Source organism: Niveispirillum sp. KHB5.9 (assembly GCF_048066115.1).
GTDB lineage: Bacteria > Pseudomonadota > Alphaproteobacteria > Azospirillales > Azospirillaceae > Niveispirillum.
Genome location: NZ_JBLTYX010000001.1, coordinates 1016405 through 1042064 on the forward strand (window position 1 = coordinate 1016405; position 25660 = coordinate 1042064).

The 25660-nt window shown below is 65.8% G+C and carries 20 protein-coding genes; 10 read left to right on the forward strand and 10 right to left on the reverse strand.

Annotation, left to right across the window (positions count from 1 at the left end):
- Positions 1-312 precede the first annotated feature (312 nt).
- The 5 genes from ACM9HJ_RS04140 (at position 313) to ACM9HJ_RS04160 (ending at position 7006) form a co-directional block, all read left to right on the forward strand.
- A complete protein-coding gene (locus ACM9HJ_RS04140) occupies positions 313-1059 on the forward strand; it encodes a TetR/AcrR family transcriptional regulator (RefSeq protein ID WP_416570421.1) in 747 nt (248 codons plus the stop codon).
- 116 nt (positions 1060-1175) lie between these two features.
- Positions 1176-1997 (forward strand): enoyl-CoA hydratase/isomerase family protein, encoded by an 822-nt coding sequence (locus ACM9HJ_RS04145; protein WP_416570422.1) that lies wholly within the window; start codon positions 1176-1178, stop codon positions 1995-1997.
- 26 nt (positions 1998-2023) lie between these two features.
- On the forward strand, positions 2024-2650 hold the full coding sequence (locus ACM9HJ_RS04150; RefSeq protein ID WP_416570423.1) for a flavin reductase family protein: 627 nt from the start codon (positions 2024-2026) through the stop codon (positions 2648-2650).
- Between the two features lie 206 nt (positions 2651-2856).
- The gene (locus ACM9HJ_RS04155; protein WP_416570424.1) at positions 2857-4941 is read left to right on the forward strand and encodes a PQQ-dependent dehydrogenase, methanol/ethanol family; all 2085 of its coding nucleotides are present in this window, start codon (positions 2857-2859) and stop codon (positions 4939-4941) included.
- The gene (locus ACM9HJ_RS04160; RefSeq protein WP_416570425.1) at positions 4928-7006 is read left to right on the forward strand and encodes a 3-hydroxyacyl-CoA dehydrogenase NAD-binding domain-containing protein; all 2079 of its coding nucleotides are present in this window, start codon (positions 4928-4930) and stop codon (positions 7004-7006) included. Before ACM9HJ_RS04155 ends, ACM9HJ_RS04160 begins: the two co-directional genes overlap by 14 nt.
- Positions 7007-7178: 172 nt before the next feature.
- On the opposite strand, the gene ACM9HJ_RS04165 is transcribed toward ACM9HJ_RS04160, so the two are convergent.
- On the reverse strand, positions 7179-10031 hold the full coding sequence (locus tag ACM9HJ_RS04165) for a TonB-dependent receptor plug domain-containing protein (RefSeq protein ID WP_416570426.1): 2853 nt from the start codon (positions 10029-10031) through the stop codon (positions 7179-7181).
- 204 nt (positions 10032-10235) lie between these two features.
- Positions 10236-11810, reverse strand: coding sequence for a carboxylesterase/lipase family protein (locus ACM9HJ_RS04170; protein WP_416570427.1), 1575 nt, complete (start codon positions 11808-11810; stop codon positions 10236-10238).
- 197 nt (positions 11811-12007) lie between these two features.
- Here ACM9HJ_RS04170 and ACM9HJ_RS04175 point away from each other — a divergent pair, with 197 nt between their 5' ends.
- From ACM9HJ_RS04175 to ACM9HJ_RS04190, 4 genes are read left to right on the forward strand one after another with little or no spacing between them, the layout of a single operon-like run.
- A complete protein-coding gene (locus ACM9HJ_RS04175; protein ID WP_416570428.1) occupies positions 12008-14089 on the forward strand; it encodes a PQQ-dependent dehydrogenase, methanol/ethanol family in 2082 nt (693 codons plus the stop codon).
- A 22-nt stretch (positions 14090-14111) separates the two neighbouring features.
- Positions 14112-15257 (forward strand): thiolase family protein, encoded by a 1146-nt coding sequence (locus tag ACM9HJ_RS04180; protein ID WP_416570429.1) that lies wholly within the window; start codon positions 14112-14114, stop codon positions 15255-15257.
- Position 15258: 1 nt separating this feature from the next.
- Entirely contained in the window at positions 15259-15669 is a 411-nt protein-coding gene (locus ACM9HJ_RS04185) for a Zn-ribbon domain-containing OB-fold protein (protein ID WP_416570430.1), read from the forward strand.
- 12 nt (positions 15670-15681) lie between these two features.
- A complete protein-coding gene (locus ACM9HJ_RS04190) occupies positions 15682-16707 on the forward strand; it encodes an SMP-30/gluconolactonase/LRE family protein (RefSeq protein ID WP_416570431.1) in 1026 nt (341 codons plus the stop codon).
- Here ACM9HJ_RS04190 and ACM9HJ_RS04195 read toward each other — a convergent pair.
- The 4 genes from ACM9HJ_RS04195 to ACM9HJ_RS04210 are packed head-to-tail and all read right to left on the reverse strand — an operon-like array spanning position 16695 to position 19777.
- On the reverse strand, positions 16695-18005 hold the full coding sequence (locus tag ACM9HJ_RS04195) for an MFS transporter (RefSeq protein WP_416570432.1): 1311 nt from the start codon (positions 18003-18005) through the stop codon (positions 16695-16697). The genes ACM9HJ_RS04190 and ACM9HJ_RS04195 overlap by 13 nt on opposite strands.
- A 17-nt stretch (positions 18006-18022) precedes the next feature.
- Complete coding sequence (locus tag ACM9HJ_RS04200) at positions 18023-18343, reverse strand: 2Fe-2S iron-sulfur cluster-binding protein (protein ID WP_416570433.1); 321 nt, start codon at positions 18341-18343, stop codon at positions 18023-18025.
- Positions 18344-18346: 3 nt separating this feature from the next.
- Positions 18347-18553 carry a ferredoxin gene (locus ACM9HJ_RS04205; RefSeq protein WP_416570434.1) on the reverse strand — a complete coding sequence of 69 codons (207 nt, stop codon included), beginning with the start codon at positions 18551-18553 and terminating at the stop codon, positions 18347-18349.
- A gap of 3 nt (positions 18554-18556) precedes the next feature.
- Positions 18557-19777 (reverse strand): cytochrome P450, encoded by a 1221-nt coding sequence (locus ACM9HJ_RS04210; protein WP_416570435.1) that lies wholly within the window; start codon positions 19775-19777, stop codon positions 18557-18559.
- A gap of 181 nt (positions 19778-19958) precedes the next feature.
- On the opposite strand from ACM9HJ_RS04210, the gene ACM9HJ_RS04215 reads away from it, so the two are divergent.
- Entirely contained in the window at positions 19959-20519 is a 561-nt protein-coding gene (locus tag ACM9HJ_RS04215) for a TetR/AcrR family transcriptional regulator (RefSeq protein ID WP_416570436.1), read from the forward strand.
- 4 nt (positions 20520-20523) lie between these two features.
- On the opposite strand, the gene ACM9HJ_RS04220 is transcribed toward ACM9HJ_RS04215, so the two are convergent.
- From ACM9HJ_RS04220 to ACM9HJ_RS04235, 4 genes are read right to left on the reverse strand one after another with little or no spacing between them, the layout of a single operon-like run.
- Positions 20524-21501, reverse strand: coding sequence for an NADPH:quinone oxidoreductase family protein (locus ACM9HJ_RS04220; RefSeq protein ID WP_416570437.1), 978 nt, complete (start codon positions 21499-21501; stop codon positions 20524-20526).
- Between the two features lie 5 nt (positions 21502-21506).
- Positions 21507-22157 (reverse strand): nuclear transport factor 2 family protein, encoded by a 651-nt coding sequence (locus ACM9HJ_RS04225; RefSeq protein WP_416570438.1) that lies wholly within the window; start codon positions 22155-22157, stop codon positions 21507-21509.
- A gap of 23 nt (positions 22158-22180) precedes the next feature.
- Positions 22181-23185 (reverse strand): LLM class flavin-dependent oxidoreductase, encoded by a 1005-nt coding sequence (locus ACM9HJ_RS04230; protein WP_416570439.1) that lies wholly within the window; start codon positions 23183-23185, stop codon positions 22181-22183.
- Between the two features lie 33 nt (positions 23186-23218).
- Entirely contained in the window at positions 23219-25612 is a 2394-nt protein-coding gene (locus tag ACM9HJ_RS04235; RefSeq protein WP_416570440.1) for a CoA transferase, read from the reverse strand.
- Positions 25613-25660: the final 48 nt, after the last annotated feature.

A 25660-nucleotide genomic window follows, 5' to 3' on the forward strand; every position in this document is an offset into this window, starting at 1 on the left:
GGGCCTCGTCGTTGCCAAGCCACGGACCTTTATCGCTTCTGATGCCTTCGACCTTAATTCAGCCGGATGGCGTTTGCACGACAAAAATTGCATCGTAGGTTATTATGTTGGACGTGACGGACATGCGGGACGGCACGACAGGCCCCTTCGCGATGCAGCGATATGCCAGCAAGTCCGCGCCGCCCGCCGCAGAATGTCCCGCCCCGGACCCTCATCCAAACTTTTACAGACGTGCAATGTTGTCATATAGATGAAGCATTCCCTATGTTCAGGGAAAGGCAGCGGACAGTTTGGTTAAGGAGTAAGGCTCACGTGTCGCGGATCGAACCGGAAAAGGTCCTGGTCTATTCCAGCCCCGCCATCCATGCGCGCCGCCGCCGCATCCTGGAGGAAACCCGCAAGCTGATCGCGGAACGCGGCCTGATCGGCTTCAGCATGGATGAGATCTGCAAGCGCGCCGACGTGTCCAAGCGCACGCTGTACAACGCGTTCCAGACCAAGGAACGCATGATCGCCATGGCGATCCATGAATATTTCGAGCGCTACATCTCCCGCCTGCCCTATTCCAGCCCGGCTGGCACGCTTCAGCGCAATGTCGAACGCATGGTGTTCGTGATCCAGCGCAACCGGCAGATCCGCAATTACATCAGCGCGATCATGTCGATCTATTTCAGCCTGGATGCCGACAGCGACATCTGGACGACCATGCATTCCATGGCCGTCACCCCCAACCTGCAATGGATCGAGGCGCTGAAGGCGCGGCGCCAGCTGCAGCCCTGGATCGACGCGCAACGGCTGGCCGATGATGTGGTGCGTTTCGAATATGCCATCATCTATGACTGGTGCCGGGGCCATATCGCCGATGACGCGGTGATCCCGCATCTGCTGACCACCTGCCTGACGCTGATGTCCGGGGCGACGCGCGGGGCGGCGCGCAAGGAGATCGAAACGGTCCTGGACGATATCCTGGAAGGCCGGCTGCCGTTCGCCGCGACATCGTCGTCCACACCCACCGCCCCGCTGCCGGCGGCGGAGGCGGCTTTGGCCGACGAGGGGTGATGTGCTCTTAATTTTAACCTTCACTGCAATATTAGACATGATATAGTCCGCTGGACCCGACGGAGGCTGCACGGCATGTGCGGCCGCTATCCGTCCCCTCGATCCAGCGGAATGCCATGACAGAACAGGCGAAGACCCTTCAGACCGGCACCTCGCGGCTGCTGGCGGAAAGCAGGCCGGACGGCGTCCTGCATGTCACCCTGAACCGGCCGGAAGCCCGCAACGCCGTCTCCTTCGAGATGTGGGAAGGCTTCTCCGCCCTGCTGGACCAGGTGGAGCGGGAAACGCCACCCCGTGCCATCGTCCTGACCGGGGCCGGGGATTATTTCTCCTTCGGCGGCGATCTGAAGGTGCCGCCCAACCGGGGTGACGGGGCGCTGGCCACCGCCGCCCGGCTGGAATGGGGCCAGCGCATCATCGCCCGCCTGCGCCGCCTTCCCGTACCGGTGATCGCCGCCGTGGAAGGCGGGGCCTATGGCATCGGCTGGAGCCTGGTGCTGGCCTGCGACATGGTGTTCGCCGCCGACAATGCCGCCTTCGGTGCCCCCTTCGTCAATTACGGCCTGACGCCCGATGGCGGGGCCGCCTGGTTCCTGACCCAGCAGCTGGGCCGCTACCGTGCCGCCGAACTGATCTTTTCCGCCCGGTCCATGCCGGTGGCCGAAGCCGCATCGGTGGGGCTGGTCAGCCGCATCTGCCCCGCCGGTACGGTGGTGGCGGAGGCGCTGGCGTTCGCCGCCGGTATCGGCCAGGGCAACCGCCATGCGGTGGAGCTGACCAAGCGGCTGCTGCACGGCGCACAGACAGGCGACCTGGAGACCAGCCACGCCATGGAACTGGTCTATTGCGCCCGTTTGCAGGACGGGCCGGAGCTGCGCCAGGCACGCGAGGCCTTCGCCGCCAAGCGCGCCGCCGCCAACGCCGCCAAGCAAGACTGACCTCCCCTGCCGGAAAGGCTTTTCCCATGCAGTTCGACATGCGCAGCCTGCCGCTTCTGGCGCGCTACAAGATCCTGAATTCCACGGTGACGCCGCGCCCCATCGCCTGGGTCACCACCATCTCGCGCGACGGGGTGCGCAATGCCGCCCCCTACAGCTTCTTCAACGCCGTGGGCGATGATCCGCCGCTGCTGGTCCTGGGCCTTTTGAAGCATCCCGTCACCGGCCTGATGAAGGACACGGCCCGCAACATCGTGGAGACCGGCGAATATGTGGTGAACCTAGTGTGCGAGGATGATGCCGACCGCATGGTCCAGTGCAGCGTCGATGCCCCGGCCGAAGTTGATGAAATCCTCTATGCCGGGGTGGAGACGGCCGACAGCGTCCTGGTCAAGCCACCGCGCATCGCCAGCAGCCCCGTCAGCTTCGAATGCCGCAAGCATTCCGCCATCGATATCGGCCGCCAGACCATCGTGCTGGGCGAGATATTGATGACCCATATCCAGGACCGGTTCGTGCTGGACGCGGCCAAACAATATGTCGACACGCCCGCCATGAAACTGATCGGCCGCACCCATGGCAGCGGCTGGTACGTGCGCAACAGCGACGCGTTCAAGATGGAACGGCCGGCGTTCGATCCGGAACGGATTTGAGGAGATCGCCCCCTTTTTTCGTCATCCCGGCGAAAGCCGGGACCAAGGGGCAACAGGATCAAACCTCGAAGCTGCGTTGATTGACGCTGCCGAAAGGTCGGGCGCTTGGCCCCTGGGTCCCGGCTTTCGCCGGGATGACGGAGAAGAGGTGCAATTGAGTACAGACGCCGTCCACGCCCAAGAGGCGGCCACCAGGGAAGAAGCCCATGTCGATGCCTTTCCGCCGGCCGCTGCTGGCCGCCGCCCTGTTGCTGACCGTGGCCGCGATGCCGCTGCGCGCCGCCCCGCCGGGGGCCGACTGGCCCGGCTATGGTGGTCCGGACGAGAACCATTACAGCCCGCTGGCCCAGATCAACGCCGGCAATATCAACCGCCTGAAGCTGGCCTGGTATCATGATATCGACGTGCCACCGTCCAGCTTCACCGCCCCCATCGCGGTGGGCGGTGTGCTGTATTTCGCGGCCGGCCACGCCGTCATCCATGCCATGGATGCCGCCACGGGCAAGGAACAGTGGCGCTATGATCCGGAAGCCTGGAAGCAGGCGGGGCAGAAGCTGCGCGGTGCCTGGGGCATCCGCGGCATCGCCTATGACAATGGCCGCATCTTCACCGGCACCATCGATGGCCGTCTGATCGCCATCGACGCCCGCACCGGCAAGCCGGAATGGAGCGTGACGACGGTGGAGAAGGATGACGAACGTTACGTCACCGGTGCGCCCTGGGTGTTCAACGGCAAGGTGGTGATCGGCCATGGTGGTGCCGATTTCGCGCCCATCCGCGGCTATGTCACCGCCTACGACCAGAAGAGTGGCAAGCAGCTCTGGCGCTTCCACACCGTGCCGGGCGACCCCGCCAAGGGGTTCGAGAACAAGGCCATGGAGATGGCCGCCAAGACCTGGACCGGGGAATGGTGGAAGTACGGTGGCGGCGGCACGGTATGGAACACCATGGCCTACGACCCCAAATACAACCGGCTCTATATCGGCACGGGCAACGGGTCGCCCTGGAATCAGAAGATCCGCAGCCCCGGCGGCGGCGACAATCTGTTCCTCTGTTCCATCATCGCCCTGGATGCCGATACGGGCGAATATGTCTGGCACTACCAGACCAATCCCGGGGAGACCTGGGACTATAATTCCTCGATGGATATCGAGCTGGCGGAGCTGGAGATCGACGGCAAGCGCCGGCCGGTCATCATGCATGCGCCCAAGAACGGCTTCTTCTATGTGCTGGACCGGGAGACGGGGAAACTGATCTCGGCGGAGAAGATCGTGAAGGTCAATTGGGCCGACCGGATCGATACGGCAACCGGCCGCCCCTTGGAAAACCCGGCCGCCCGCTATCCCGATGGCAAAGCGGCCCTGGTCTTCCCCTCCCCCTTCGGGGCCCACAATGTGGAGGCGATGTCCTTCAACCCCAAGACGGGACTGGTCTATATCCCGGTGATGGAACGCGGGCAGGTCTATGTCGACCCGCCGGGCGACCTGTCGCAATGGCGCCATTCCGGCGGCCAGCGCCTGTCCACCGGCACCGGCGCCCCACCCGACAACATGCAGCCCCCACCGCCGACCAGCGCCCTGCTGGCCTGGAACCCGGTGACGCAGAAGGAGGCCTGGCGTCTGCCGCTGAAGGGGGCCCGCAATGGAGCCACCGCCACCACCGCCGGCAATCTGGTCATGCAGGGCCGCGCCTTGGGCCGCTTCGATATCCTGGCCGCCGACAGCGGCAAGACGCTGTGGTCCTTCGACGCGCAAACAGCGGTGCAGGCCCAGCCCATCACCTATATGGCCAAGGGCAGGCAGTACATTACCGTCATCGCCGGTGCCCGCTATCCCGGTGCCGTCGGGCTGGACCGGGAATGGAATTATCATGACCAGCAATGGCGGGTGCTGACCTTTGCCCTGGATGGCAAGGCCACCCTGCCGCCCCGGCCGGAACCGGTGGCCCTGCCGCTGATCGAAACCGACCGGATCGACCCAACCCTGGCCACCGCCGGCCGTGCCACCTACGCCCAGCGCTGCTCCATCTGCCACGGTCCCGCCGCCCGTTCCGGCGGGGCCGCCCCCGATCTGCTGCGGTCCCCCATCGTCGGCGACGCCGACAGTTTCAGGACTGTCCTGCATGACGGCTTGCTGCGTGAGCGTGGCATGCCCGACTTCCCCGAATTGAGCGATGGCGAGCTGGAAGGGCTGCGCCATTACATCCATCAACGCGCGCGGGAGGAAGCTTCGGTCGCCGCCGGCCTCCAAGCCCGCCCGCCAGCCAGCAGAGGCAGCAATGAAGGTCAATGAGGTCACCGATCTGGATGTTGACGGCCCCATCGCCGTCATCACCATTAACTCCCCACCCGTCAACGCCCTGTCCGCCGCCGTGCGCCAGGGCATCGCCGCCGCCGTCGATCAGGCCGTCGCCGATCCGGCCGTGATGGCCATGGTGCTGATCTGCGAGGGCCGCACCTTCTTCGCCGGCGCCGACATCACCGAATTCGGCAAGCCGCCGGTGGAACCGACACTGCGGCAGCTGCAGGTGATCGTGGAAAACGCGCCCAAGCCGGTGATCGCCGCCATCCATGGCACCGCGCTCGGCGGTGGACTGGAACTGGCGCTGGTGGCGCATTACCGGGTGGCGGTGCCATCGGCCAAATGCGGCTTGCCGGAGGTGAATATCGGCCTGCTGCCCGGTGCCGGCGGCACCCAGCGCCTGCCCCGCATCGTCGGCGTTGAAAAGGCCCTGGAACTGGTGACCAGCGGCCGCCATGTGCCGGCCAGGGAGGCGCATGAGATGGGCCTGCTGCATGCGCTGGTACCGGAAGGCGGCTTGCGCCAGGGCGCCATCAGTTTCGCGTCCCAGGTACTGAGCGAGAAACGCGCCTTGCGCAAGGTCCGCGACCTGGATGAGAAGCTGGAGGAGGCGCGGCGCGATCCCGGCCTGTTCGAGCGGTTCCGCGCCGCCAATGAGGCCAAGTTCCGGGGCTATCTGGCGCCGGAATACAATATCCGCTCCGTGGAAGGGGCGCTGTCCCTGCCCTTCGATCAGGCCATGGACAATGAACGCGCCCTGTTCAACCAGCTGATGGCCGACAGCCAGTCGGCCGCCCTGCGCCACGTGTTCTTCGCCGAACGCCAGGCCGCGAAGGTCGATGACCTGCCCGCCGACACACCGACCCTGCCCATCGCCAGGGTCGGCGTCATCGGGGCCGGCACCATGGGCGGCGGCATCGCCATGAATTTCCTGAATGCCGGCCTGCCCGTCACCATCGTGGAGACGAAGCCGGAGGCGCTGGATCGCGGCATCGCCATCATCCGCAAGAATTATGAAAACACCGCCCGCAAGGGCAAGCTGACACAAGAGGCGTTGGAAAAGCGCATGGGCCTGCTGACCGGGTCCCTGGACCTGGGTGATCTGGGTGATTGCGATCTGGTGATCGAGGCGGTGTTCGAACAGATGGATGTCAAAAAGGACGTCTTCGCGCGGCTGGACAAGGTGGCCAAGCCGGGCGCCATCCTGGCCACCAACACCTCCTATCTGGATGTGGATGCGATCGCGGCGGCCACCGGCCGGCCCGATCACGTCCTGGGCCTGCATTTCTTCTCGCCCGCCAATGTCATGCGGCTGCTGGAGATCGTGCGGACCAAGGACACCGCCGCCCCCGTCCTGGCCACGGCGGTGAAGCTGGCGCGCACCATCGACAAGATCGGCGTCGTGGTCGGCAACGGCTATGGCTTTGTCGGCAACCGCATCCTGGCCGCCCGCAATGTCCAGGCCGACCAGCTGGTGCTGGAAGGGGCCAGCCCGGCGGATGTCGACCGCATCCTTTATGATTTCGGCTTCGCCATGGGCCATTTCCGCATGCGCGATCTGGTCGGGCTGGATGTGGGCTGGAACCGTGCCACCAGCACATCCGCCAATGTCCGCGAAATCCTCAACGAGCAGGGCCGCCACGGGCAGAAATCGGGCGGCGGCTATTACGATTACGATGCCGACCGCAACGCCACCCTGTCGCCCGTGGCCCTGCAGGTGATCGCCGATGTCGCCGCCCGCGACGGCATCACGCGGCGCACGATCGACGATGCGGAGATCCAGGACCGGTTGCTGCTTTCCATGGTCAATGAAGGGGCCAAAATCCTGGCCGACGGCATCGCCGCCCGCGCGTCCGACATCGATATCGTCTGGGTCACGGGCTATGGCTGGCCCAAATACCGGGGTGGGCCGATGTTCTGGGCCGATTTGCAGGGGTTGCCCAAGATCGCCGAACGGCTGCGGGAACTGGCCGCCGCCCATGGCGGCAACCTGGTCCCGGCCCCGCTGCTGGAACAGCTGGCGGCCGACGGCAAGGGGTTCAAGGACTTCCGCTGAGGCCAGCGGTACGCGTTCAACCCGCCGTTCCGGATGACACCGGGACGGCGGTTTTTTCATGTCCACGCGGTGTGCGTGCATGAAAAAACCCCGGTGGCAGGGCCACCGGGGAGGGTCAGGTTACCGGGAGGAGAGCCGAGACTGTGAGATACCCCGTCCCGGCTTTCGCCGATCAGAACTTGGCGCGCAGACCAACGGTGTAGGCGCGGCCGACAGTGTCATACAGGGAGATGATTGTCGGCAGGTTCAGACCGGGAATGGTGCCCGGCACCAGCGGCGGATTGCGATCGAACAGATTGTTCGCGGTCACGAACAGTTCGGTTTCGGCGCCGAGCGCCTGGGTGCGATAGGTGACGGTGGCATCGGTGTACCAGACGGCACTCTGCTTGGCGCCGTTGTAGTTCTGGTTCGGCTCCTGGCTGCCCAGGGCCCATTTGCCGATATATTGCTCGGAGACGAAGATGTTGAAGTCGCCGATATCATAGGAGACGTTCAGCGTGCCGCGCCATTTCGGCCGGGCCACCGGCTGGTTGGCACTGCTGCCATAGCCGGAGAAATCATAGACCGGGGCCGTGGCCGATTGCTGCGTCTTGTATTCGTCCAGATAGGACGCGTACAGGCGGAAGGTCAGGTCGCCGGGACCGGCTTCCGTGCGGTAGGTGGCGTCGAAATCGATGCCGCTGGTCTGCAGGAAGGCGATGTTGGCCGGGGCCACGCGGATGGAGTTGGGGAAGGCCGTGGCGCTGGGCCGGTCGATCAGGGCGCATTCCGGCGCCGAACCACCGGACGCCTGGCAGTTGGTGACGATCTGGATGGGCGACAGGCTGCCGATGGCGCCGTTGATCTTCAGGCGGAAATAATCGACCGACAGGCTGAAGCCCGGCAGGCCGGACGGCGACAGCACGCCGCCGAAGGAGAAGGTGTCCGCCTCTTCCGGCTTCAGGCCGGCATTGCCGCCGCTGATCTGCGGCACGTTGGCGGTGACGCCGCTGACGGGATCGACCAGGGTGCCGATGGCCGATTGGTCGCCGGCATAAAGGTCGAACAGGGTGGGTGCGCGGATGTCGCGCGACCGCGTGGCGCGCAGCAGGAAATCATCTACCGGCTTCCAGGTCGCGCCCAGCTTCCAGGTTTCCACCCGGCCGCTGGTGGAATAGTCGGTGACGCGGCCGGCGGCATTGATGTCCAGCGACTTGGCGAAGGCAACATCGCTGAGCACCGGGATATTGACCTCGGCGAAGCCTTCCTTGACGTTCACGTCGCCATCGGCAGAACCGACATTGGTCAGCCAGTAGAACAGGGCCGAGGACGGCACGCCGCGCACGCCACGGAAATATTCCGCGCGCTCCGCCGCCGTGTCCAGCAGGGCCGGATCGGCATTGCTGTTCAACTTCAGCTTCTGGGTGCGGTATTCACCACCCGCCGCCACCATCAGCGGACCGGCCGGCAGGTCGAACAGCACACCCTGGAAGGCAGCCTGCACCAGATGCTGGGAAATGGCGGCGTCATAGCTGGAGGTGCCGGTGGCGTATTTATAGCCGTCCGGGGTCTTCAGCATGGAACCTTCGCCCATCATGTTCAGCGGCTTGCAATCGGCGAAGCGCTGGCGGATGGCCGCATCGGCATCCAGCGTGGCACGACAGACGATATTGCCGCTGCCATCGCGCACCGCGTCCAATGCCGCGTAGGTATTGCGCCAGTTGAACAGGCCGCTCTGGTCCATGGAGTGCTTGGACTTGCCATAGACATAGCCGGCATTCCACTGCCAATCGGCACCGATATCGCCCTCGAAGCCCAGGGTGGCGTTGTAATAATCGGTACGTTCCTCCGTATGCGGCTTTGGCGCATAGGGGCTGTAGGACGCGACACTGATCGAGGTGGCACCCGCCGCCGTCAGCTGCGCCCGCTGCGCCGTGGTCAGGTTCAGATACGGGTTGTCCAGATAGATGGTGGCCGATGTCGGTGCCACGAAGCTGTTGGCCAGCGAGCTGTAGGACAGGTCGCTGCGGGTGAAGCCACCCTGGGCGTAGAAGCGCAGTTCCGGGGCCACGTCATAATCGAAGCGCTGGAAAATCTGCTGCGTCTTCAACGGCGACACGGTGGTGACGTCGGACGGGATGCGATAGCCATCGCCGCCGACATAATAGGCCGGGGTGCCGGTCGCGGTGCCGTCGACGAAGGGCACGATGGACCCGTCGGGCAGGAACCGGTAATTGGCCAGCGGGCCGGACAGGATCTTGCCGCCGTCGGACGCCTGGTTCTGCTTCACGCCGCTATAGATGACATAGGGATTGGCGGCGGAGCCCGGCGTGCCCGCACCCGGGTTCTTGCCGGCATAGATATAGCCCTGGTTGGCGACGTCACGGTCGCTGCGCAGCATGCCCTTGCTGTCGAACTGTTCGGCGCTGAACAGCCAATGGCCCTTGCCATCCAGCAGGTCGGTGCCAAACGCCGCACCCACGCGGTAGGTCTCGTTGTCGCCTTGTTCGGACGTGCCGTACTGGGCCTGGACCTTGGCGCCGTTGAACTTGCGGTTCAGCACGAAATTGACCACGCCGGCCACGGCGTCGGAGCCATAGGCGGCCGATGCGCCGGCCGTCACCACGTCCACACGCTCGATCAGCATGTTGGGGATGACATTGGTGTCGACATCGCCGCGGAAGGTCGTGGGCGGCACGCGGGCACCGTCGAACAGGATCAGCGTACGGTTACCACCGACGCCGCGCAGGTTCAGGATGTTGCCGTGCGAAGCGCTGTTGGCGAAATTGTGGGTGGAGCGCGACGGGCTGGAAGACAGCTGGAACTGCGGCAGCTTGTTCAGCGCGTCGGGAATGTTGGACGGCGTCGATTTGACCAGATCGGCCACGGGCGCCACGGTCACCGGGGTCGGGGCCGTATAGCCATCACGCGTGATGCGCGAGCCGGTGACCACGATCTCCTCCAGTGCGTCCTGCGCCATGACAGGGACCGCGAGGAACACCGAACTGGCACTCACCAGCAGGGTGCCGACGATGCGTGCTTTCATTGTTTTGCCTCCCCAGGGATTTATTACACAGTCGTGCATTTTTCTGGAAATTAAGCGCCAGCCAAAATTGCCTGTCAATGCAATTTTATGCTGGGCGATACATTCCCCTGCATTCAGGGGTCTTGACGAGAGGGCGCAAGGCCAAACCCCACGCGCAGGTCGTGGGTGGTAATGCCTTCTGCACCAAACCGGCCGACCCCAGGGTCAGCGGGAAAGGGTTTCCCCCGTCTCGGCACTCCATTTCGCGTACCAGGGTGCCAGCTGGGTGGCCCGGAAACCCGGAACCCCCGCCGTCTGATCCGCGATGACCAGTGGCGTCGCGGTTTCAAGCTTGAAACGGGGCCAGGCCGGCAGGCCGCTGCCGTTGGGATCGCCCGTGCGGATGAAGTTCAGGAAATAGCCCTGCATCATGCGGGCAATTTCCGCGTCCTTCCCCTGCAGGGGCTTGCCGTCGCGGCCGCCTTCCGGTGCGAAGATATAAGGCATGTCCCCGCAATGCGGCACGCCCGCGACCTTGCCGCGCTGGTCCTGCGCGACATAGTCGAAATGGTAGCCATAGGCGGGCTGCCCGGTGCGCGACGCCAGCCCGGCCATGCCCATGGCGGCAGAGGTGAAGATGAAATCCGTCTGCACCTGCCGCAGCATCTCCTTGTCATCCAAGGCGCCATAGGCGGGCTTCAGACTGTCCATCTTGATGCCGAACCGTTCATCCAGGACCTTGGCATCGAAGCCCATCAGACCGAAGACGCTGGCCTCGTCACTGGTTGATCCGCTGATGATCGGCACCCGCGCCATCTCGCCCCGCGCGAAGGTGGCGGAAAGCTGGCGGTTCAAAAGCTTGCCATCGATGATGGCGCCGAATTCCGGCGGCCCCTTGTCGCCTTCCAGCACCTGGGCCGGGGTCAGGGCGCGCAGTTTGGCCAGGGCGGCGGCATCGCTGCCTTCCACCCCAACACGCTGGGCATAGGCCAACCCCTGCTGCTGCGCCACGTCCAGGGTGCGGGTGGCATTGAAGAAGCCGCCGCCGGAATGGATGGAGGCATGGCGGAACAGCCCGCGCGGCACCGGCGATGAGGTCAGGGCATTGACCGCCGATCCGCCGGCCGAACAGCCCAGGATGGTGACATTGTCGGGATCGCCACCGAACTGGGCGATGTTGCGCCTCACCCATTGCAGCGACGCGATCAGGTCCGACAGCCAGTAATTGCCGACGACACCGTCTTTGGCCCCGGCCTTGGCCTCCGCCGCCAGGGCCGGATGGGCGAAGAAGCCCATCCGGCCGACGCGGTAATTGGGCGACACCAGCACCACGCCCTGATCGACCAGGGCCGGCAGCCCCTTGTCCATCAGGTAGCGGTTGGAGCCAACGAAATAGGCGCCGCCATGGATGGAGACCAGCACCGGCAGCTTCTTGGATGCCGACAGGTCCGGGCTGGCGACGTTCAGCGTCAGGCAATCCTCGCTCTGTGCCGGGGCGTCGGTGGCGCCCGGCCGCACCGGCTGGGTACAGATGGCGCCGAACTGTGTGGCGTCACGCACACCATCCCATGGGGCCGCGGGTGCGGCAGCCTGCCAGCGCAGGGGGCCGACGGGCGGGGCGGCGAAGGGAATGCCCTTGAACACGCCCCCCTTGCCATACGTCTCGCCGCGCAGCTTGCCCAGGTCGGTATCGACGACCGGTGCCGTATCGGCACCGGCGGCGACGGCCGACATTGGAAGGAAAAGGCCCAGCAGCGCCAGGACGGAAACACCCTGTCGCAGGCGGCGTGGAAACTCCATGGTCGCCCTCCCAATTTTTACCTGTTATGTATTTTTCTGTGGGGTAACATGCACAAAATTGCCTGTCAATGCAATTTTGGTGAATTGTTCCGACGGCTGTCGATAGTGTCATCGCCACGGGTGGTTTCGTTTGACACCCGCTGAATGTTGCACAATAGTGCAGAAAATACACGAATGCACCAGGAGGAACGTTGAGAATGTCCGGCATGGATTTCGGCAGGCTTTTCAATCGTCCGGCGCGGTGGATGATGGTGGGCGCCTGCGCGCTGACCCTGGGGCTGGCCCCGATCCAGCCGGCCTTCTCTGCCGGCAAGGCGGACGCCAACGCCGATGAGGGTACCAACTGGTCCGCCTTCGGCCGCACCGACACCGAGGATCATTTCAGCCCGCTTTCCCAGATCAACGACAAGAACATCGCCCGCCTGGGCCTGGCCTGGTCACATGATCTGGAGACGTTCGACAGCTATACGGCACCGCTGGCCGTGGATGGGGTGATCTATTTCGCCGTCGGCCATTCCATCCTGCACGCCATGGACGCGCGCACTGGCACGGTGCTGTGGACCTACGATCCGGAAGTGGCCAAATATGCCGGGGCCCGCATGCGCGCCGGCTGGGGCGTGCGCGGCATCGCCTATAAGGATGGCGTCGTCTATACCGGCACCCGCGACGGGCGCCTGCTGGCGGTCAACGCCAAGGACGGCAAGCTGCTATGGAGCGTGGAGACGCTGGACGAGGCGGAAGGCGGCTATATCACCGGCCCGCCCTGGATCGCCGGCGACAATGTCGTCATCGGCTTCGGCGGGGCCGATTACAGCCCCGTGCGCGGCTATGTCACCGCCTATAATGTGAAGACCGGCAAGAAATCCTGGCGCTTTCATATCGTCCCCGGCGATCCCGCCAAGGGGTTCGAGAACAAGGCCATGGAAATGGCCGCCAAGACCTGGACCGGCGAATGGTGGAAGCTGGGCGGCGGCGGCACCGTCTATCACGCCATGGCCTATGACAAGAAATTCAACCGCCTCTATCTGGGCACCGGCAATGGCTGGCCCTGGAACCAGAAGATCCGCAGCCCCGGCGGCGGCGACAATCTGTTCCTCTCCTCCATCGTGGCGCTGGACGCGACGACGGGCGCGTATGTCTGGCACTACCAGACCGATCCCGGCAATACCTGGGATTACAACAATGCCATGGATATCCAGCTGACCGAGCTGACCATCGACGGGCAGAAGCGGCCCGTCCTGATCCATGCGCCCAAGAACGGCTTCTTCTATGTGCTGGACCGGCGCGACGGCAAGCTGCTGTCGGCGGAGAAATTCGCCAAGGTCAACTGGGCGGAAAAGATCGACCTGGCAACCGGCCGCCCGGTGATCAACCCGGAAGCCCGCTTCCCCGACGGCAAGCCCTTCGTCGTCTATCCGTTCCCGCAGGGCGCGCACGGGGTGCAGCCCATGTCCTTCAGCTCCAAGACCGGGCTGGCCTATATCCCGGTGATGGAGGGTGGGCGCGTCTTCGTCGATCCGCCCAACCTCGCCACCTGGCAGTACAAGCCCGGCATGTTCGTCAATACCGGCCTGGGCGCGCCGCCGCCCGACATCAAGGTGCCGCCGCCGACCAGCGCGCTGCTGGCCTGGGACGTGGCCAAGGCCAAGCCCGCCTGGCGGGTGGAACTGGGCGGCCTGCTGAATGGCGGCACCATCGCCACGGCCGGCAACCTGGTGTTCCAGGGCGACAATCAGGGCCAGTTCAACGCCTATGCCGCCAATGATGGCCGCAAGCTCTGGTCCTTCGATGCCCAGAACGGCATCCTGGGCAATGCCATCACCTATAAAGCCGGCGGCAAGCAATATGTCACCGTCCTGACCGGCTTCCGCAGCAGCTTCGCCGGCAAGCCCAACTGGGACTATGAACAGCAGCGCCGCCGCGTGCTGACCTTCGTGCTGGATGGCAAAGCCAAGCTGCCGCCGGCCGACCGCTCCGACATCCCCGTGGTGGACGATGCCGCCTTCACCATCGATCCGGAAAAGGCCAAGATCGGCGCCGGCGTCTATAATTCCAGCTGCGTCATCTGCCATGGCGCCGGCATGGTGGCCGGCGGTGCCGCCCCCGATCTGCGCAAATCCGGCGTGCCCATGGATGCCGACACGTTCCGCGCCGTCCTGCATGACGGCATCCTGATGGAACGCGGCATGCCCAATTTCGACATCCTGAATGATGGCGAAATCGACGGCCTGCGCCACTATATCCGCCAGCGCGCCCGCGAAACTTTGGCCGCGAAGTAACCCCGACAGGAGGACCCTCCCCGTGCAAGGATCGAAGGTCGCCATCACCGGGGTCGCGGAGACCCCGATGGTGCGCTCCAGCCCGCACAGCCTGCTGAAGCTTGAAACCGACGCCTGCTTCGCCGCCATCACCGATGCCGGCCTGAAGGTGCGGGACATCGACGGCATCGTCTGCAACCGCAACACCCACAGCGCCGATGAGATCGGCTTCGCGCTGGGCCTGGAACGCCGCCCCTTCACCGCCGTCACCGACACGGTGGGCGGCACGGCGCCGGCGGGACAGGCCCTGGTCCTTGCCCAGCTGGCGATCGAGGCGGGGCTGGCCAGACACGTCCTGGTCCCCTACGCCTTCCAGGCCACACGGCCCGGCGGGCCGTACGGTTTCCATTCGCGCGAGCCGCTGAAGGCCGATCTGGAAATGCCCGTGGGCTATTTCGGCCAGGCATCCTATTTCGCCATGATGGCCAACCGTTACGCCCATGAACATGGGCTGACGGAGGAGGAGCTGGCGGCGGTTTCCATCACCTATCGCCGCTGGGCGATGCTGAACCCGGCGGCGCAGAAGCGGGAGCCGCTGGATTTGGACGCCTATCGCAAGTCGCCGATGATCTCCACCCCGCTGCGGGTGGCCGATTGCTGCCTGATGACCGATGCCGGGGCCGCCTATATCGTCAGCGCCGTGGACCGGGCGCGCGACATGCCGCATCCGGTCGTCACCGTGGCCGGCGTCGGCATGGACACCAACCGCTGGCCGCAATCGGTGGTGTTCACGCAGAAACCCGACATCCTGGATTATCCCGCCCGGCAATCGGCGGCCGACGCCTATGCCATGGCCGGGGTCGGAGCCAAAGACCTGGATCTGGCCCAGATCTATGACGGGTTCAGCATCTCCGCCTTGTTGCAGACCGAGATGCTGGGCCTGTGTGAAACCGGCGAAGGCGGGCGCTTCTATTTGGACGGCCATGGCCTGCCCGGCGGGCGCGTGCCGATCAATACCAGCGGCGGCCATCTGGCCGGCGGCTATCTGCCCGGCATCACCCTGCTGGTTGAGGGCGTGCGGCAGCTGCGCGGACATCGCGGCGAGGGCCAGGTCAAGGATGCGCGCCTCTGCGCCGTCACCGGCCTGGGCGGCAACTCCCATTCCACCACCATCCTGGCGAGGGGCTGACATGGGCATCCCGATCCATCCTCCCCGCTTCGACAGCGACCTGCTGAAACCCTTCTATGAGGGGCTGGCGGCGGGCGAACTGCGCCTGACTTTCAGCACAACCACGGGTGAGCCGGTCTGGTACCCGCCGGAGATCGTGCCCGGCGATCCGGCAGCGCAGCTGGAATGGCGGAAGGTATCGCCCGTCGGCACCGTCTACAGCTTCACCACCATCACCCGCAGCCTGCTGCCCGGCGACCACAAGGCGGAAGTGCCGTTCACCGTCGTGCTGTTCTGTTCCGACGACGCCCCCCATGCCCGCGTACCGGGTCTGTTCGTGGGTGACGGACAGGCCGCGTGCGGCATGCGGGCCCGCCTGTCGCCCGTGCAGGCGGGGGACCATATCGTCGCCGGCTTCGCGCCGGTAGAATAGGGAGAAAGCGCCATGCATCGCCGTACCCTGATCCGGTCGCTGGGTGCGACCGGCCTTGCCTTGTCCTTGCCCGCCTGTGCCACCAAGCCCCAGGCGAAACCCCTGACACCCGCCGATTTCCAAACCGTCGTGACGGGTGTGGACAAGGCGGAAGGCATCGCCATCGCCGACGACGAACGCCTGTTCCTGTCGAATGGCAAGTCGGCCATCCTGGTCCGCGAACCCGACGGCACGCTCCGCCCCATCGGGGCACCATCCGGCGCCAATGGCGTGGCGCTGGACCGCCAGGGCCGGGTGATCCTGGCCAATTTCGGTCTGCTGAGCAACATGCCCGGTTCCCTCCAGCGGCTGGACCCGACCACCGGCACGCTGGAAACGCTGGCGGATGCTGTGGAAGGGCGGCAGCTGGTGGCGTCGAACTTCCCCACCGTGGCCCGCGACGGCACCATCTATTGCACCCACAGCACCTGGTCGGAACCGGCCCGCATCGGCACGACCATCCCCGCCGGCTTCGTCTATCGCGTCACGCCGGACGGCAAGGCCGGCACCGTGGCCTCCGGCTTGCGCGGCGCCAATGGCTGCTGCCTGGACCGGGATGAGAAATATCTCTATGTCGCGCTGACGGCCGCCGGCCGCATCGTCCGCCTGCCCCGGCGCCAGGATGGCAGCCTGGGACCGGCGGAGAATTTCGGCCCCGTCCTGGGCGACGTGACACCCGACGCCATGTTCCAGGACATCCTGAAGCTGGACGCGGCAGCGCAGGCCAAACTTGGCTATCCGGATGGCCTCGCCTTCGATATGGCCGGCAATCTCTGGATCACCCTGCCCTTCGCCAACAAGCTGGTGATGCTGACGCCCACCGGCACGCTGGTGGAAATGCTGCACGATCCCGCCGGCACGGTGCTGAACCGCCCCACCAACCTGGCCTGGGGCGGTCCGGGGCGCCGCGACCTGCATGTCGTCTCCCGCGGCACCGGCTGCATCATCCGGGCGCGGACGGCGTTAGCGGGCTCGGCGCTGGTGCATCAGGCGTCTTGATCCTCCAGCCGCCGCCGCATCGCGCCCCGCCCGCTGGCCAGCATCCCCACCGCCGGCAACAGCAGCAACGGCACCGTCAACAGCAGCGACAGCCCCACCTGGCGCTCGTCCCCCAGCAGCTTGTCGGTGATGAACCCGACCATGGCCGGGCCCAGCGCCATGGCGATCAGGCCGGTGATCAGCACATAGACCGCCGATACCCGCCCGCGCAGGGCCGGCGGCGTCACCACCTGGGTAATCGCCGGCCCCATGCTGGCCGTGGACAGGACACCGGCCACGTACAGGGTGAACAGCACCACCGCCACCCAGCCATCATCCACCAGCACCGACGCCACGGCACAGGGTGCCGCCAGCAGCACCGTCACCACGCACCAGAACAGATGCGCATCGCGCCGCCCGCGCCTGAACAGAAGGTCGACCATCCAGCCATGCAGCGGCAGGGTCGCCGCCCCCAAAATCTGCGCGATGCCCAGCACCATACCCACCTGCGCCGGGGCCCAGCCATGGATGCGGATGAAATAGGTGGGCATCCACAGCTGAAACCCGATGGTCACGGCATAGGTGGTGCCGAAGCCCAGGAAGATCGCCGCATAGAGCCGTTTATGCTCGCGCAGGAAGGCGATGGCCGGACCGTACCCGATGGCGGCGGGCCGCGCGCGCCGCACCGGTTCGCGGAACAGGAACACCAGCAAGGCCAGCACCACGCCCGGCAGGCCGGTGACGATGAACACGAACTGCCAGGGCTGCACGATGCCCAGCAGCGGCAGGTCCACCGGACCCGCCGCCATGGCCATGGCCACGATGGGCCCGCCCAGCAGGAAAACGATGCCCGCCCCCATCACCCCGCCCATGACGAAGATCGACATGGCCAGCGACACCCGGTGCGGTGGGAAACTATCGCCGATGATGGAATAGCTGCCGGTGCCGAAGCCCGACTGCCCCGCCCCGACCCCGGCGCGGGCCACGAACAGCTCCCCGAACCCACGCGCCAGCCCGCAGGCGGTGGCCGCCACGCTCCACAGCGTGATGGCGCCATACAGCACCAGCCGCCGGCTGAACCGGTCCAGTCCGATACCCACCGGGATGGCGCACAGGCAGAACAGCAGCGCGAAGGCCGGCCCCTGCAACAGGCTGATCTGGAAGTCGGACAGCCCCAGATCGCGCTTCATCGGCTCCACCAGCAGCGCGATGATATAGCGGTCGGTCAACGACAGGATATAAAGCGCGAACAGCACCGCCACCGTCACCCAGCCCGTGGCGGGGCTGGGATAGGCGGGGTCCGTCTGGTTCTGGTCCATAATATTTCCCCCTGGGATCAGAACTGCCGCGCCGGCAGGCCCAGCACCAACCCGTCCAGGGCGGGCTGGATACGGATCTGGCAGGCCAGCCGGCTTTCGGCACGGGGATCGATGGCCATTTCCAACATGGCCAGTTCGGTATCCGTGGGCGGCGGCAGCGCCGCCACCCAGGCGGGATCGACATAGACATGGCAGGTGGCGCACGCCATGGCCCCGCCGCAATCGCCCAGGATACCGTCCAGCCCGTCGGCCATCGCCCCTGCCATCGCCGACCAGCCGTCGGGAATGGCCAATGTCTCGCGCGTGCCGTCGGGCGCCACGAAATGCACCTTCGCCATCTCTCACCCCACCTCGGGCTGGTCGGCCACGAACAAGGCGCGTTCGGGACAGGAGCGCACGCCGCGCTGGGCCAGCGCCTCCTGACCCGCCGGCACCTCGATATCGTCCGGCAGGATATAGCCGGCATCGTCCAGTTGGAAAATCTCCGGCGCCAGGGCGTAGCAGCGGGCATGGCCCTGGCAGGTATTCGGCTTGACGCTGATCCGCATCGCTCAGCCCTCCCAATCCAGCACGACATTCTCGATCCCGAACACATGCCCGCCATAGGTCAGCGGTGCTGTGCCCGGCTTGATGCGGAAAGTCGGGATGCGGGCCAGGAATTCCTCCAGCCCGATGATCAGTTCGCGCCGCGCCAGATGCGATCCCAGGCAGCGGTGCGGGCCATAGGCGAAGGCGGTGTGGCGGTTATTGTCGCGGGCCAGATCGATGCGATCGGGATCGGGGAATTCCGCCGGGTCGCGGTTGGCGATCATGGTGGGACAGGAGACGAGGTCGCCCGCCTTGATCAGGATGCCGTCGAAATCATAATCCTTCACCGCCTTGCGCAGCATCTGCACCGTGGAATAGGCGCGGAAGAATTCCTCCACCGCCGGCTTGATCAGCTCGCGGTCGTCGCGCAGGCGTTGCTGGTCGTCCGGGTGTTTGGCCAGATGGCAGAGATCGAAACCGAGTGCGGCCGCCACAGTGTCCAGCCCTGCCTCGAACAGCAGCACGGCGATGCCGAGGATTTCCTTGTCGGTCAGGGGCCTGTCCTTGACCTTGGCCTGCAACAGGAAGCCGACGAAATCATCGGCCGGCTCCCGCTTGCGCTGTTCCAGCAGCCCGCGCATGAAATCCACCACCGTGCGCATGGCGGCCAGCCGCTTTTCCAGCGTGCCGTGGAACTGGTCGTCGGCCCAGCCCAGGAACTCGTCCCGCCGGTCGTCCGACACGCCCAGGAACTGCAAAAACACACCGACCGCGAAGGGGAAGGCGAAGTCGTTCATCACTTCGCAGCTGCCCTTTGCCTTGAACCCCTCGATCAGGCGCACGGCCCGTTCGCGGGCCCCGGCTTCCATCGCGTCCACCCGCTTGGGCGACAGCAGCGGGTTCTGCAGGGCGCGATAGGACTGGTGGTCGGGCGGGTCCACCTCCAGCGGCACCATGGGCAGATCCTCCCCCAGCGCGGCCTTGAAGATGCCGCGGTTGCTGGAAAAGGTTTCCGGGTTCTGCAGGATGCGCCGCTGATCGTCGGCACGGGTGATGACCCAGGTGCCGCGCCCGTCATAGGTATTGGCCGGCGCGTAGAAGATCGGCGGCCCGCTGTAATGCACGAAGCTGAGGGCGGCCTGCGGATCGCCATTGGGCGTGCGGGCCATGCCCGGTGATCTGAAATAGCTGAAATCCCGTACCAGGCCCGGCGGCACATGGTCGGGGATGGCGTGCGGCTGCATCGCATCCTCCTGCTTTGTCGGCGGCCTTGGATGGCCGCTCCTCCCTGCCCCAGACTATGCAGATAAAACATGTGTTGTACAACATATGTTTTTGCACCGATGGGCACTTTTGGACAGCCCTTCCCACATGCCTTGCCGGCTTGGTAGAACAGGCATCACAGAACAGGGGAAGGAAGGGCCGATGCCCGTCGCCGTGGACAGTGACCAGCGCCGCACCGATGTCGCCGCCGCCGCGGCCGACCTGATCGTCGAAGGCGGGCTGAACGCGGTCACCTTCCGCAACCTCGCGGCGCGCCTTGGTTGCAGCACCACCGTCATCAGCCATTATTTCCGTGACCGGAATGCGGTGCTGATGGAGACCTACCAGTATAATTTCAATCAGGCCGTGGCTTTGCGGGAACAGGCACTGGCGGGCCTGCCCGCCGATCCCGTGCGCGCGGTGGAGGAATTGCTGCCCGTGGGGCCACAACAACGGCGGCACTGGATCGTCTGGCTGTGCTTCTGGACGGCGGCTTTGTTCGAACCCGGCCTGCTGACCGAACATCGCCAGGGGCTGGCCGGCACGCGCGAACGGCTGCGCGATCATTTCACGGCGTCGAGCGAGGCACCCGCGGCGGCAGAACGGCGGGCGGAGGATATCTGTACCGCACTCTACGGCATCGCCATGCAGGCGGTGTTCGACCAGGATTATTGGAACGAGGCCCGCCAGCGGGCGGCCTTCCGGCGGGCGGCGGCGCGATAAGCGCTTAACCCGCCGTCACCACCACTTTGCCCACGGCCTTGCGGTCCATCACCCAGCGGATGGCGTCGGGTGTCTCGGCCAGGGTGAAGCGCCGGCTGACATGCGGGCGCAGCCTGCCCTGGACATACCAGTCGAACAGCGTCGCCATATTCTCCAGATGCGCCGCCGGCTCATGCTTGGTAAACGCCCCCCAAAACACGCCGATAGCCGCCGATCCCTTGACCAAAGGCAGATTCAGGGGCAGCGACGGGATCTGCCCGCCGGCGAAACCGACAATCAGGTGCCTGCCGTTCCAGCCCAGGGTGCGGAACGCCGCCTCGGCCAGCCTGTCGCCCACCGGGTCCAGCACCACATCGACGCCGCGATCGCCGGTCAGGGCCTTGACCGCCTGCTTCAGATCCTGGGTGGCATAGTTCACGCCCTCATCTGCGCCCAGCGACCGGGCCAGGTCCAGCTTCTCCGCCGTCGATGCGGCGGCGATGACGCGGGCGCCCATCAGCTTGGCCAGTTCCACCGCGCACAGGCCCACCCCGCCGGCCGCCCCCAGCACCAGCACAGTCTCCCCCGCCTTCAACCCGGCCCGCTGCTTCAGCCCGTAAAAGGCCGTGCCATAGACCATGGTGAAGCCGGCGGCCACGTCGAACGGCATGGCATCGGGAATGGCCAGCACCCGCTCCTGGCGCACCACCACCTGTTCGGCGAAGCCGCCCTGGAAGGTCATGGCGGCCACACGGTCACCGATCTGGAACCGGGTGACGCCCGGCCCCACCGCATCGATCAAGCCTGCCACCTCGCTGCCCGGACTGAAGGGCAGCGGCGGCTGGATCTGGTAGCGGTTCTGGATGATCAGGCTGTCGGGGAAATTCACCCCTGCCGCCCGCATGGCGATGCGCACCTCCCCCGCCCCCGGTTCCGGCACGGGCTGGTCCAGCAGGCGCAGGGCTTCGGGCGGGCCATGTTCGGTACAGACGACAGCCTTCATGGCAATCACCGCCCGGACTGGAACAGGGCGCGCAGCTGGTAATAGGGATCGTCCGGCGCCCGCGCGCTATGCTGGCCGGCGGGCCAGTCGGCATAGGGCTTGGTGGCCGGCAGGACCAGCGACAGGTCGCTGATGCCCCGGCGCTGGATGATCTTCCACACGCCGTTGCGGCGTTCGTGCCGGTCGATATAGCGGCCCTGGAAGAAGGCGTCCTCCTCCCCTTCCCCCGACTTCGCGGTGCGGCGATGCTGGGCCAGGTAATAGCATTCGGAGAAGCCGCGATCGCCCGCCACCTCCACCGACACGTTGGAGATATGGTGCGCCGTGTATTTCAGCGGCTGCACGATCTTCAGCGCGAAATCGACGAAGGCGGTGGAGGTGCCGTCGAAGCCGCCATGCTTGTGGGTGGATTCCGGCCAGAAACAGGCGCGCAACGCCGCCTCATCGAACCGGTCATTGGCGCGGGCATAGGCGTAGAGCAGTTCGGAAATCTGATGCTGGCTCTCCAGCCGGTCCAGACGCGACAGCACATCCTTGTCGGTCTTGGCCATCGCCGTCCCGCCCACGGCCCCGGCGGCGGCCAGCCCGACCGGCAAAGCCAGCAGGCTGCGCAAACCCTGGCGCCGGTCGGGCACCGGCATGGTGTCGTTCGTCATTCTCGGCACTCCTCCCTTTCGCTTTACCCGCGCGGCGCGCGGACCAGACCGTCGGCCACCAGGCGCGGATGCACCTTCTCCCCGAACAGGCGCAGGCTGTTCCAGGACAGTTCCGGGTCCAGGCCGCCCAGCAGCGCGTGGAAGGTGACCTGACTGTCCGGCCCCAGCCCCTTGATCAGACCGTAGCAATCGTCGGGCGTGACCACCTTGATGTTGGGCATGGCGCGCAGCGCGTCCAGCGACGTGGCCTCGGCATAGCGGGTCTCGCCCGTGCCGCGTTCCTTGGCCCATTCGGCATAGGTGTTGGTGGCATAGGCGATGTGCGGCGCCAGCTTCGGCCAGTCGCGGTCGGGATCGTCGCTGACATAAAGGAAGCTGGGGCCGGGCTTCAGCAGCTGTTCGGGCGGCGGAAAGCCGGCCTTCTCGCGTTCGGCCTTGTAGATCTCGAACAGGTCGGGATGGCCGGGGAAATACTGGTACCCGGCCTTGGCGGCACGGATAGCCGACTTGTCGGTGGACCCGCCCATATAGATCTTGGGCCCGCCCGGCCGCACCGGCTTGGGCGTCACCCGCACCGTGCGGCCATCATACTCGAACGGCTCCCCGGTCCAGGCCTTGGCCAGGGTCTCCATCGTGCCGTTCATGATCGCCAGCCGCTTGGTGATGTCGCGGCCGAACATCTCGAACTCATGCGGGCGATAGCCCATGCCGGCCGTGAACACGATGCGGCCGTTGGAGATATTGTCCAGCACGGCCAGATCCTCGGCCAGCCGCAGCGGGTCGTGCAGCGTCACCACCAGGGCCGACAGATGCACGAGGATGTCTTTCGTGACCCCGAAAACGGCACTGGCCAGCACCATGGAGGACGGGCAATAGCCATGTTCGGCGCCGTGATGCTCGGCCAGGAACACCTGATCAAAGCCCTGGCGGTCGGCCCAGGCCGCCTGCTCGATGGCGGCGCGGTAAAGGGCCGGATGCGGCGCGCCGAACGGCGGGCTGTTCATGTCGTAGCGGAGATTGAGTTCCACCTGGATGTCTCCTCGATCCTTATAATCAGCGGGTTAAGCCCGCACGCGGGCATTTGCCCGCTGGTTGCCGTCGGCGGTCACGGCGATGCCGCGACCGATCAGATCCTCGATCTCGTCCGCGCCGTACCCGGCCTCGGCCAGGATGGCGCGGGTGTGCTCACCCAGCCGCGGGGCCGGTCCGCGGGCCAGGCCGGGCGTGGCGCTCAGCCGGTTGAACAGGCCCAGTTCACGGATATGGCCATACATGGAATTGTGATGTTCCAGCACCCGGTTGCTGTTCAGCGCCCAGTCCTGCCACAGCACCTCCTGCACCCAGGAATTCAGCCGTGCCACCTCGCACGGCGCCCCGGCCGCACCCAGCTTTGCCACGGCTTCCTCGGTGGTCAGACCGGCGAAGAACGGGGTCAGGGTATCCAGCAGTGAAGCGTCATTGGCGCTGCGGTCACGCGCGGTGGCGAAGCGGGGATCGGCGGTCAGGTCCGGCCGGTCGAGCGCTTGGGCCAACGCCGCGAAGCGCCGGTCATCGCGGCAGGAAATGCACAGCCAACCCTCGTCCTTCGTCCGATACAGCCGGTCCAGCGCATTGAACCCCATCTGCCCCTTGTCCAGCCGCATGCCATAGACGGGCCGGCGGTCGGCATCCAGGAAATGCTCCGACGTGGTCCACAGGCTGGAATGCAGCTGCGGACATTCCAGATAGTCACCCTTGCCCGTGCGGTCGCGGTGCTCCAGGGCCATCAGCACGGCGGCCGCGCCCAGGAAGCCGTTATTGTAATCCTCATTGCCGAACACCGACCGTGTGGGCGGATTGCCCTCCCCCCCGCCCTCGCACAGCAGGCCGGTCCAGCCGCTGACCAGGGGGGCGAAGCTTTTCAGCAGCGATTTCGGACCCTTGGAGCCATAACCCGGCAGATAGGCGTAGATCAGCTTGGGATTGATCTTCGCCATCGCCTCATACCCGATGCCCAGCTTATCGGCCTTGCCGGGCCGCAGATTGTGCATCATCACATCGGCCCCGGCGATCAGCCTGTGCGCCGCCGCCAGACCTTCCGGCGTCTTCAGGTTCAGCACGATGTCACGCTTGCCGCGCTGGGCCGCATCGAACACGTCGGGGAGCGGGCGCATCTGGTCGCCTTCCGGCGTCTCCACCTTGATGACGTCGGCGCCCAGGTCGGACATCAGCCGCCCCGCGAAACCGCAGGCGAAGAAGGAGGAGAAGTCCAGGATGCGCAAGCCTTCCAGGGCATGACGCAGGTCCTTGCCGCCATTTGCCGCCGGACGTGCCGGCCGGGCCAGGAATTCCGCCAGCCGGCCATTATCCGCCCCCACGGCAGGGGCCGGCACCGGCTTCACGCTGGCGATATTGGCGAAGCGCACGGCGGGCGCGGCCTGATGGATGGTACCGAAATCCGGGTCGGCCAACTCGATGCGCTGACCGACGAATTCCACCTGATCGTCCAGCAGCACCTCCGCCGGTTCCAGCACCGGCAGGGCCGCGACGTCGGCCGCATGGAACAGGCGCAGCCATTCCGCGCGCGGCTTGGCCTTGAACGCCTCGAAAATCTCGACGCGGGCGGCCTGATATTCGTCATCCTCCAGCGGCACGGCCATTTCCGGGCCCTTGATCGCCTTGATCCGGTCGCCGAAGCCCAGGATATCCATGGCCGCCTTGAAGGCGCCGGCCCCGCCGGTATGCATCTGCAGATACAGGCCATCGCCGCACTGGAACATGGCGGTGACCAGACGCACCTTGCCGAACCGGTCGACGGCGCCGCTGTCGCCCTTCTTGATGTAGGAGATGCCGTCCTCCTGCCACCAGTTGTTCATCGGCGACTGGGCCAGCATCGCGTCCAGCAGCGACGCCTCCACCTTCTGCCCCCGACCCGTCTGCCGCTGCGCGCGCAACGCCGACAGCGACCCGATCACGGCCAGGAAGGCCTGACCGTAATGCAGGGCCGGATGACCCAGATAGACCGGGCCGGTGCGGAAGGAACTGCCCTTGTCCACCATGGTGCCCAGCAGCGCCGCCGCCAAACCTTCGCCATAGGGACGGCCGGCGAACGGCGTGTCGTCGCCATAGGCGGTCAAGGCGCAGACGACGAGGCCCGGATAATCCCTGGCCAGGCTGTCCTGATCCAGGCCCAGTGCCGTCGCCTCTGCCGTTTCCAGCGAATGGATGAACAGGTCGGCACCGCGCAGCAGGCCCAGCAGTTTGGCGCGGTCGCCCTCGGCCCTGATGTCCAGTTCCACGCTGCGCTTGCCGCGGTCCCAGGATTTGCGGGTCAAATCATGGGCGAAACAGGCGCCGCCATGCGGCTCCACCTTCAACACCTCGGCCCCGTGATCGGCCAGCATCATGCTGGCGATGGCACCCGGCATCACCGTCGATGCGTCGACAACGAAAATTCTCTCCAACGGGCCGGCCATATCGCTTTCTCCCCAAGGATTTCAAAGGGAAACCCGTTGATCCGGTTT

Coding starts and splice junctions, on each gene's coding strand:
- ACM9HJ_RS04145 (WP_416570422.1), top strand. CDS start 1,176: ATGACAGAACAGGCGAAGACCCTTCAGACCGGCACCTCGCGGCTGCTG.
- ACM9HJ_RS04150 (WP_416570423.1), top strand. CDS start 2,024: ATGCAGTTCGACATGCGCAGCCTGCCGCTTCTGGCGCGCTACAAGATC.
- ACM9HJ_RS04155 (WP_416570424.1), top strand. CDS start 2,857: ATGTCGATGCCTTTCCGCCGGCCGCTGCTGGCCGCCGCCCTGTTGCTG.
- ACM9HJ_RS04160 (WP_416570425.1), top strand. CDS start 4,928: ATGAAGGTCAATGAGGTCACCGATCTGGATGTTGACGGCCCCATCGCC.
- ACM9HJ_RS04165 (WP_416570426.1), bottom strand. CDS start 10,031: ATGAAAGCACGCATCGTCGGCACCCTGCTGGTGAGTGCCAGTTCGGTG.
- ACM9HJ_RS04170 (WP_416570427.1), bottom strand. CDS start 11,810: ATGGAGTTTCCACGCCGCCTGCGACAGGGTGTTTCCGTCCTGGCGCTG.
- ACM9HJ_RS04175 (WP_416570428.1), top strand. CDS start 12,008: ATGTCCGGCATGGATTTCGGCAGGCTTTTCAATCGTCCGGCGCGGTGG.
- ACM9HJ_RS04185 (WP_416570430.1), top strand. CDS start 15,259: ATGGGCATCCCGATCCATCCTCCCCGCTTCGACAGCGACCTGCTGAAA.
- ACM9HJ_RS04190 (WP_416570431.1), top strand. CDS start 15,682: ATGCATCGCCGTACCCTGATCCGGTCGCTGGGTGCGACCGGCCTTGCC.
- ACM9HJ_RS04195 (WP_416570432.1), bottom strand. CDS start 18,005: ATGGACCAGAACCAGACGGACCCCGCCTATCCCAGCCCCGCCACGGGC.
- ACM9HJ_RS04200 (WP_416570433.1), bottom strand. CDS start 18,343: ATGGCGAAGGTGCATTTCGTGGCGCCCGACGGCACGCGCGAGACATTG.
- ACM9HJ_RS04205 (WP_416570434.1), bottom strand. CDS start 18,553: ATGCGGATCAGCGTCAAGCCGAATACCTGCCAGGGCCATGCCCGCTGC.
- ACM9HJ_RS04210 (WP_416570435.1), bottom strand. CDS start 19,777: ATGCAGCCGCACGCCATCCCCGACCATGTGCCGCCGGGCCTGGTACGG.
- ACM9HJ_RS04215 (WP_416570436.1), top strand. CDS start 19,959: ATGCCCGTCGCCGTGGACAGTGACCAGCGCCGCACCGATGTCGCCGCC.
- ACM9HJ_RS04220 (WP_416570437.1), bottom strand. CDS start 21,501: ATGAAGGCTGTCGTCTGTACCGAACATGGCCCGCCCGAAGCCCTGCGC.
- ACM9HJ_RS04225 (WP_416570438.1), bottom strand. CDS start 22,157: ATGACGAACGACACCATGCCGGTGCCCGACCGGCGCCAGGGTTTGCGC.
- ACM9HJ_RS04235 (WP_416570440.1), bottom strand. CDS start 25,612: ATGGCCGGCCCGTTGGAGAGAATTTTCGTTGTCGACGCATCGACGGTG.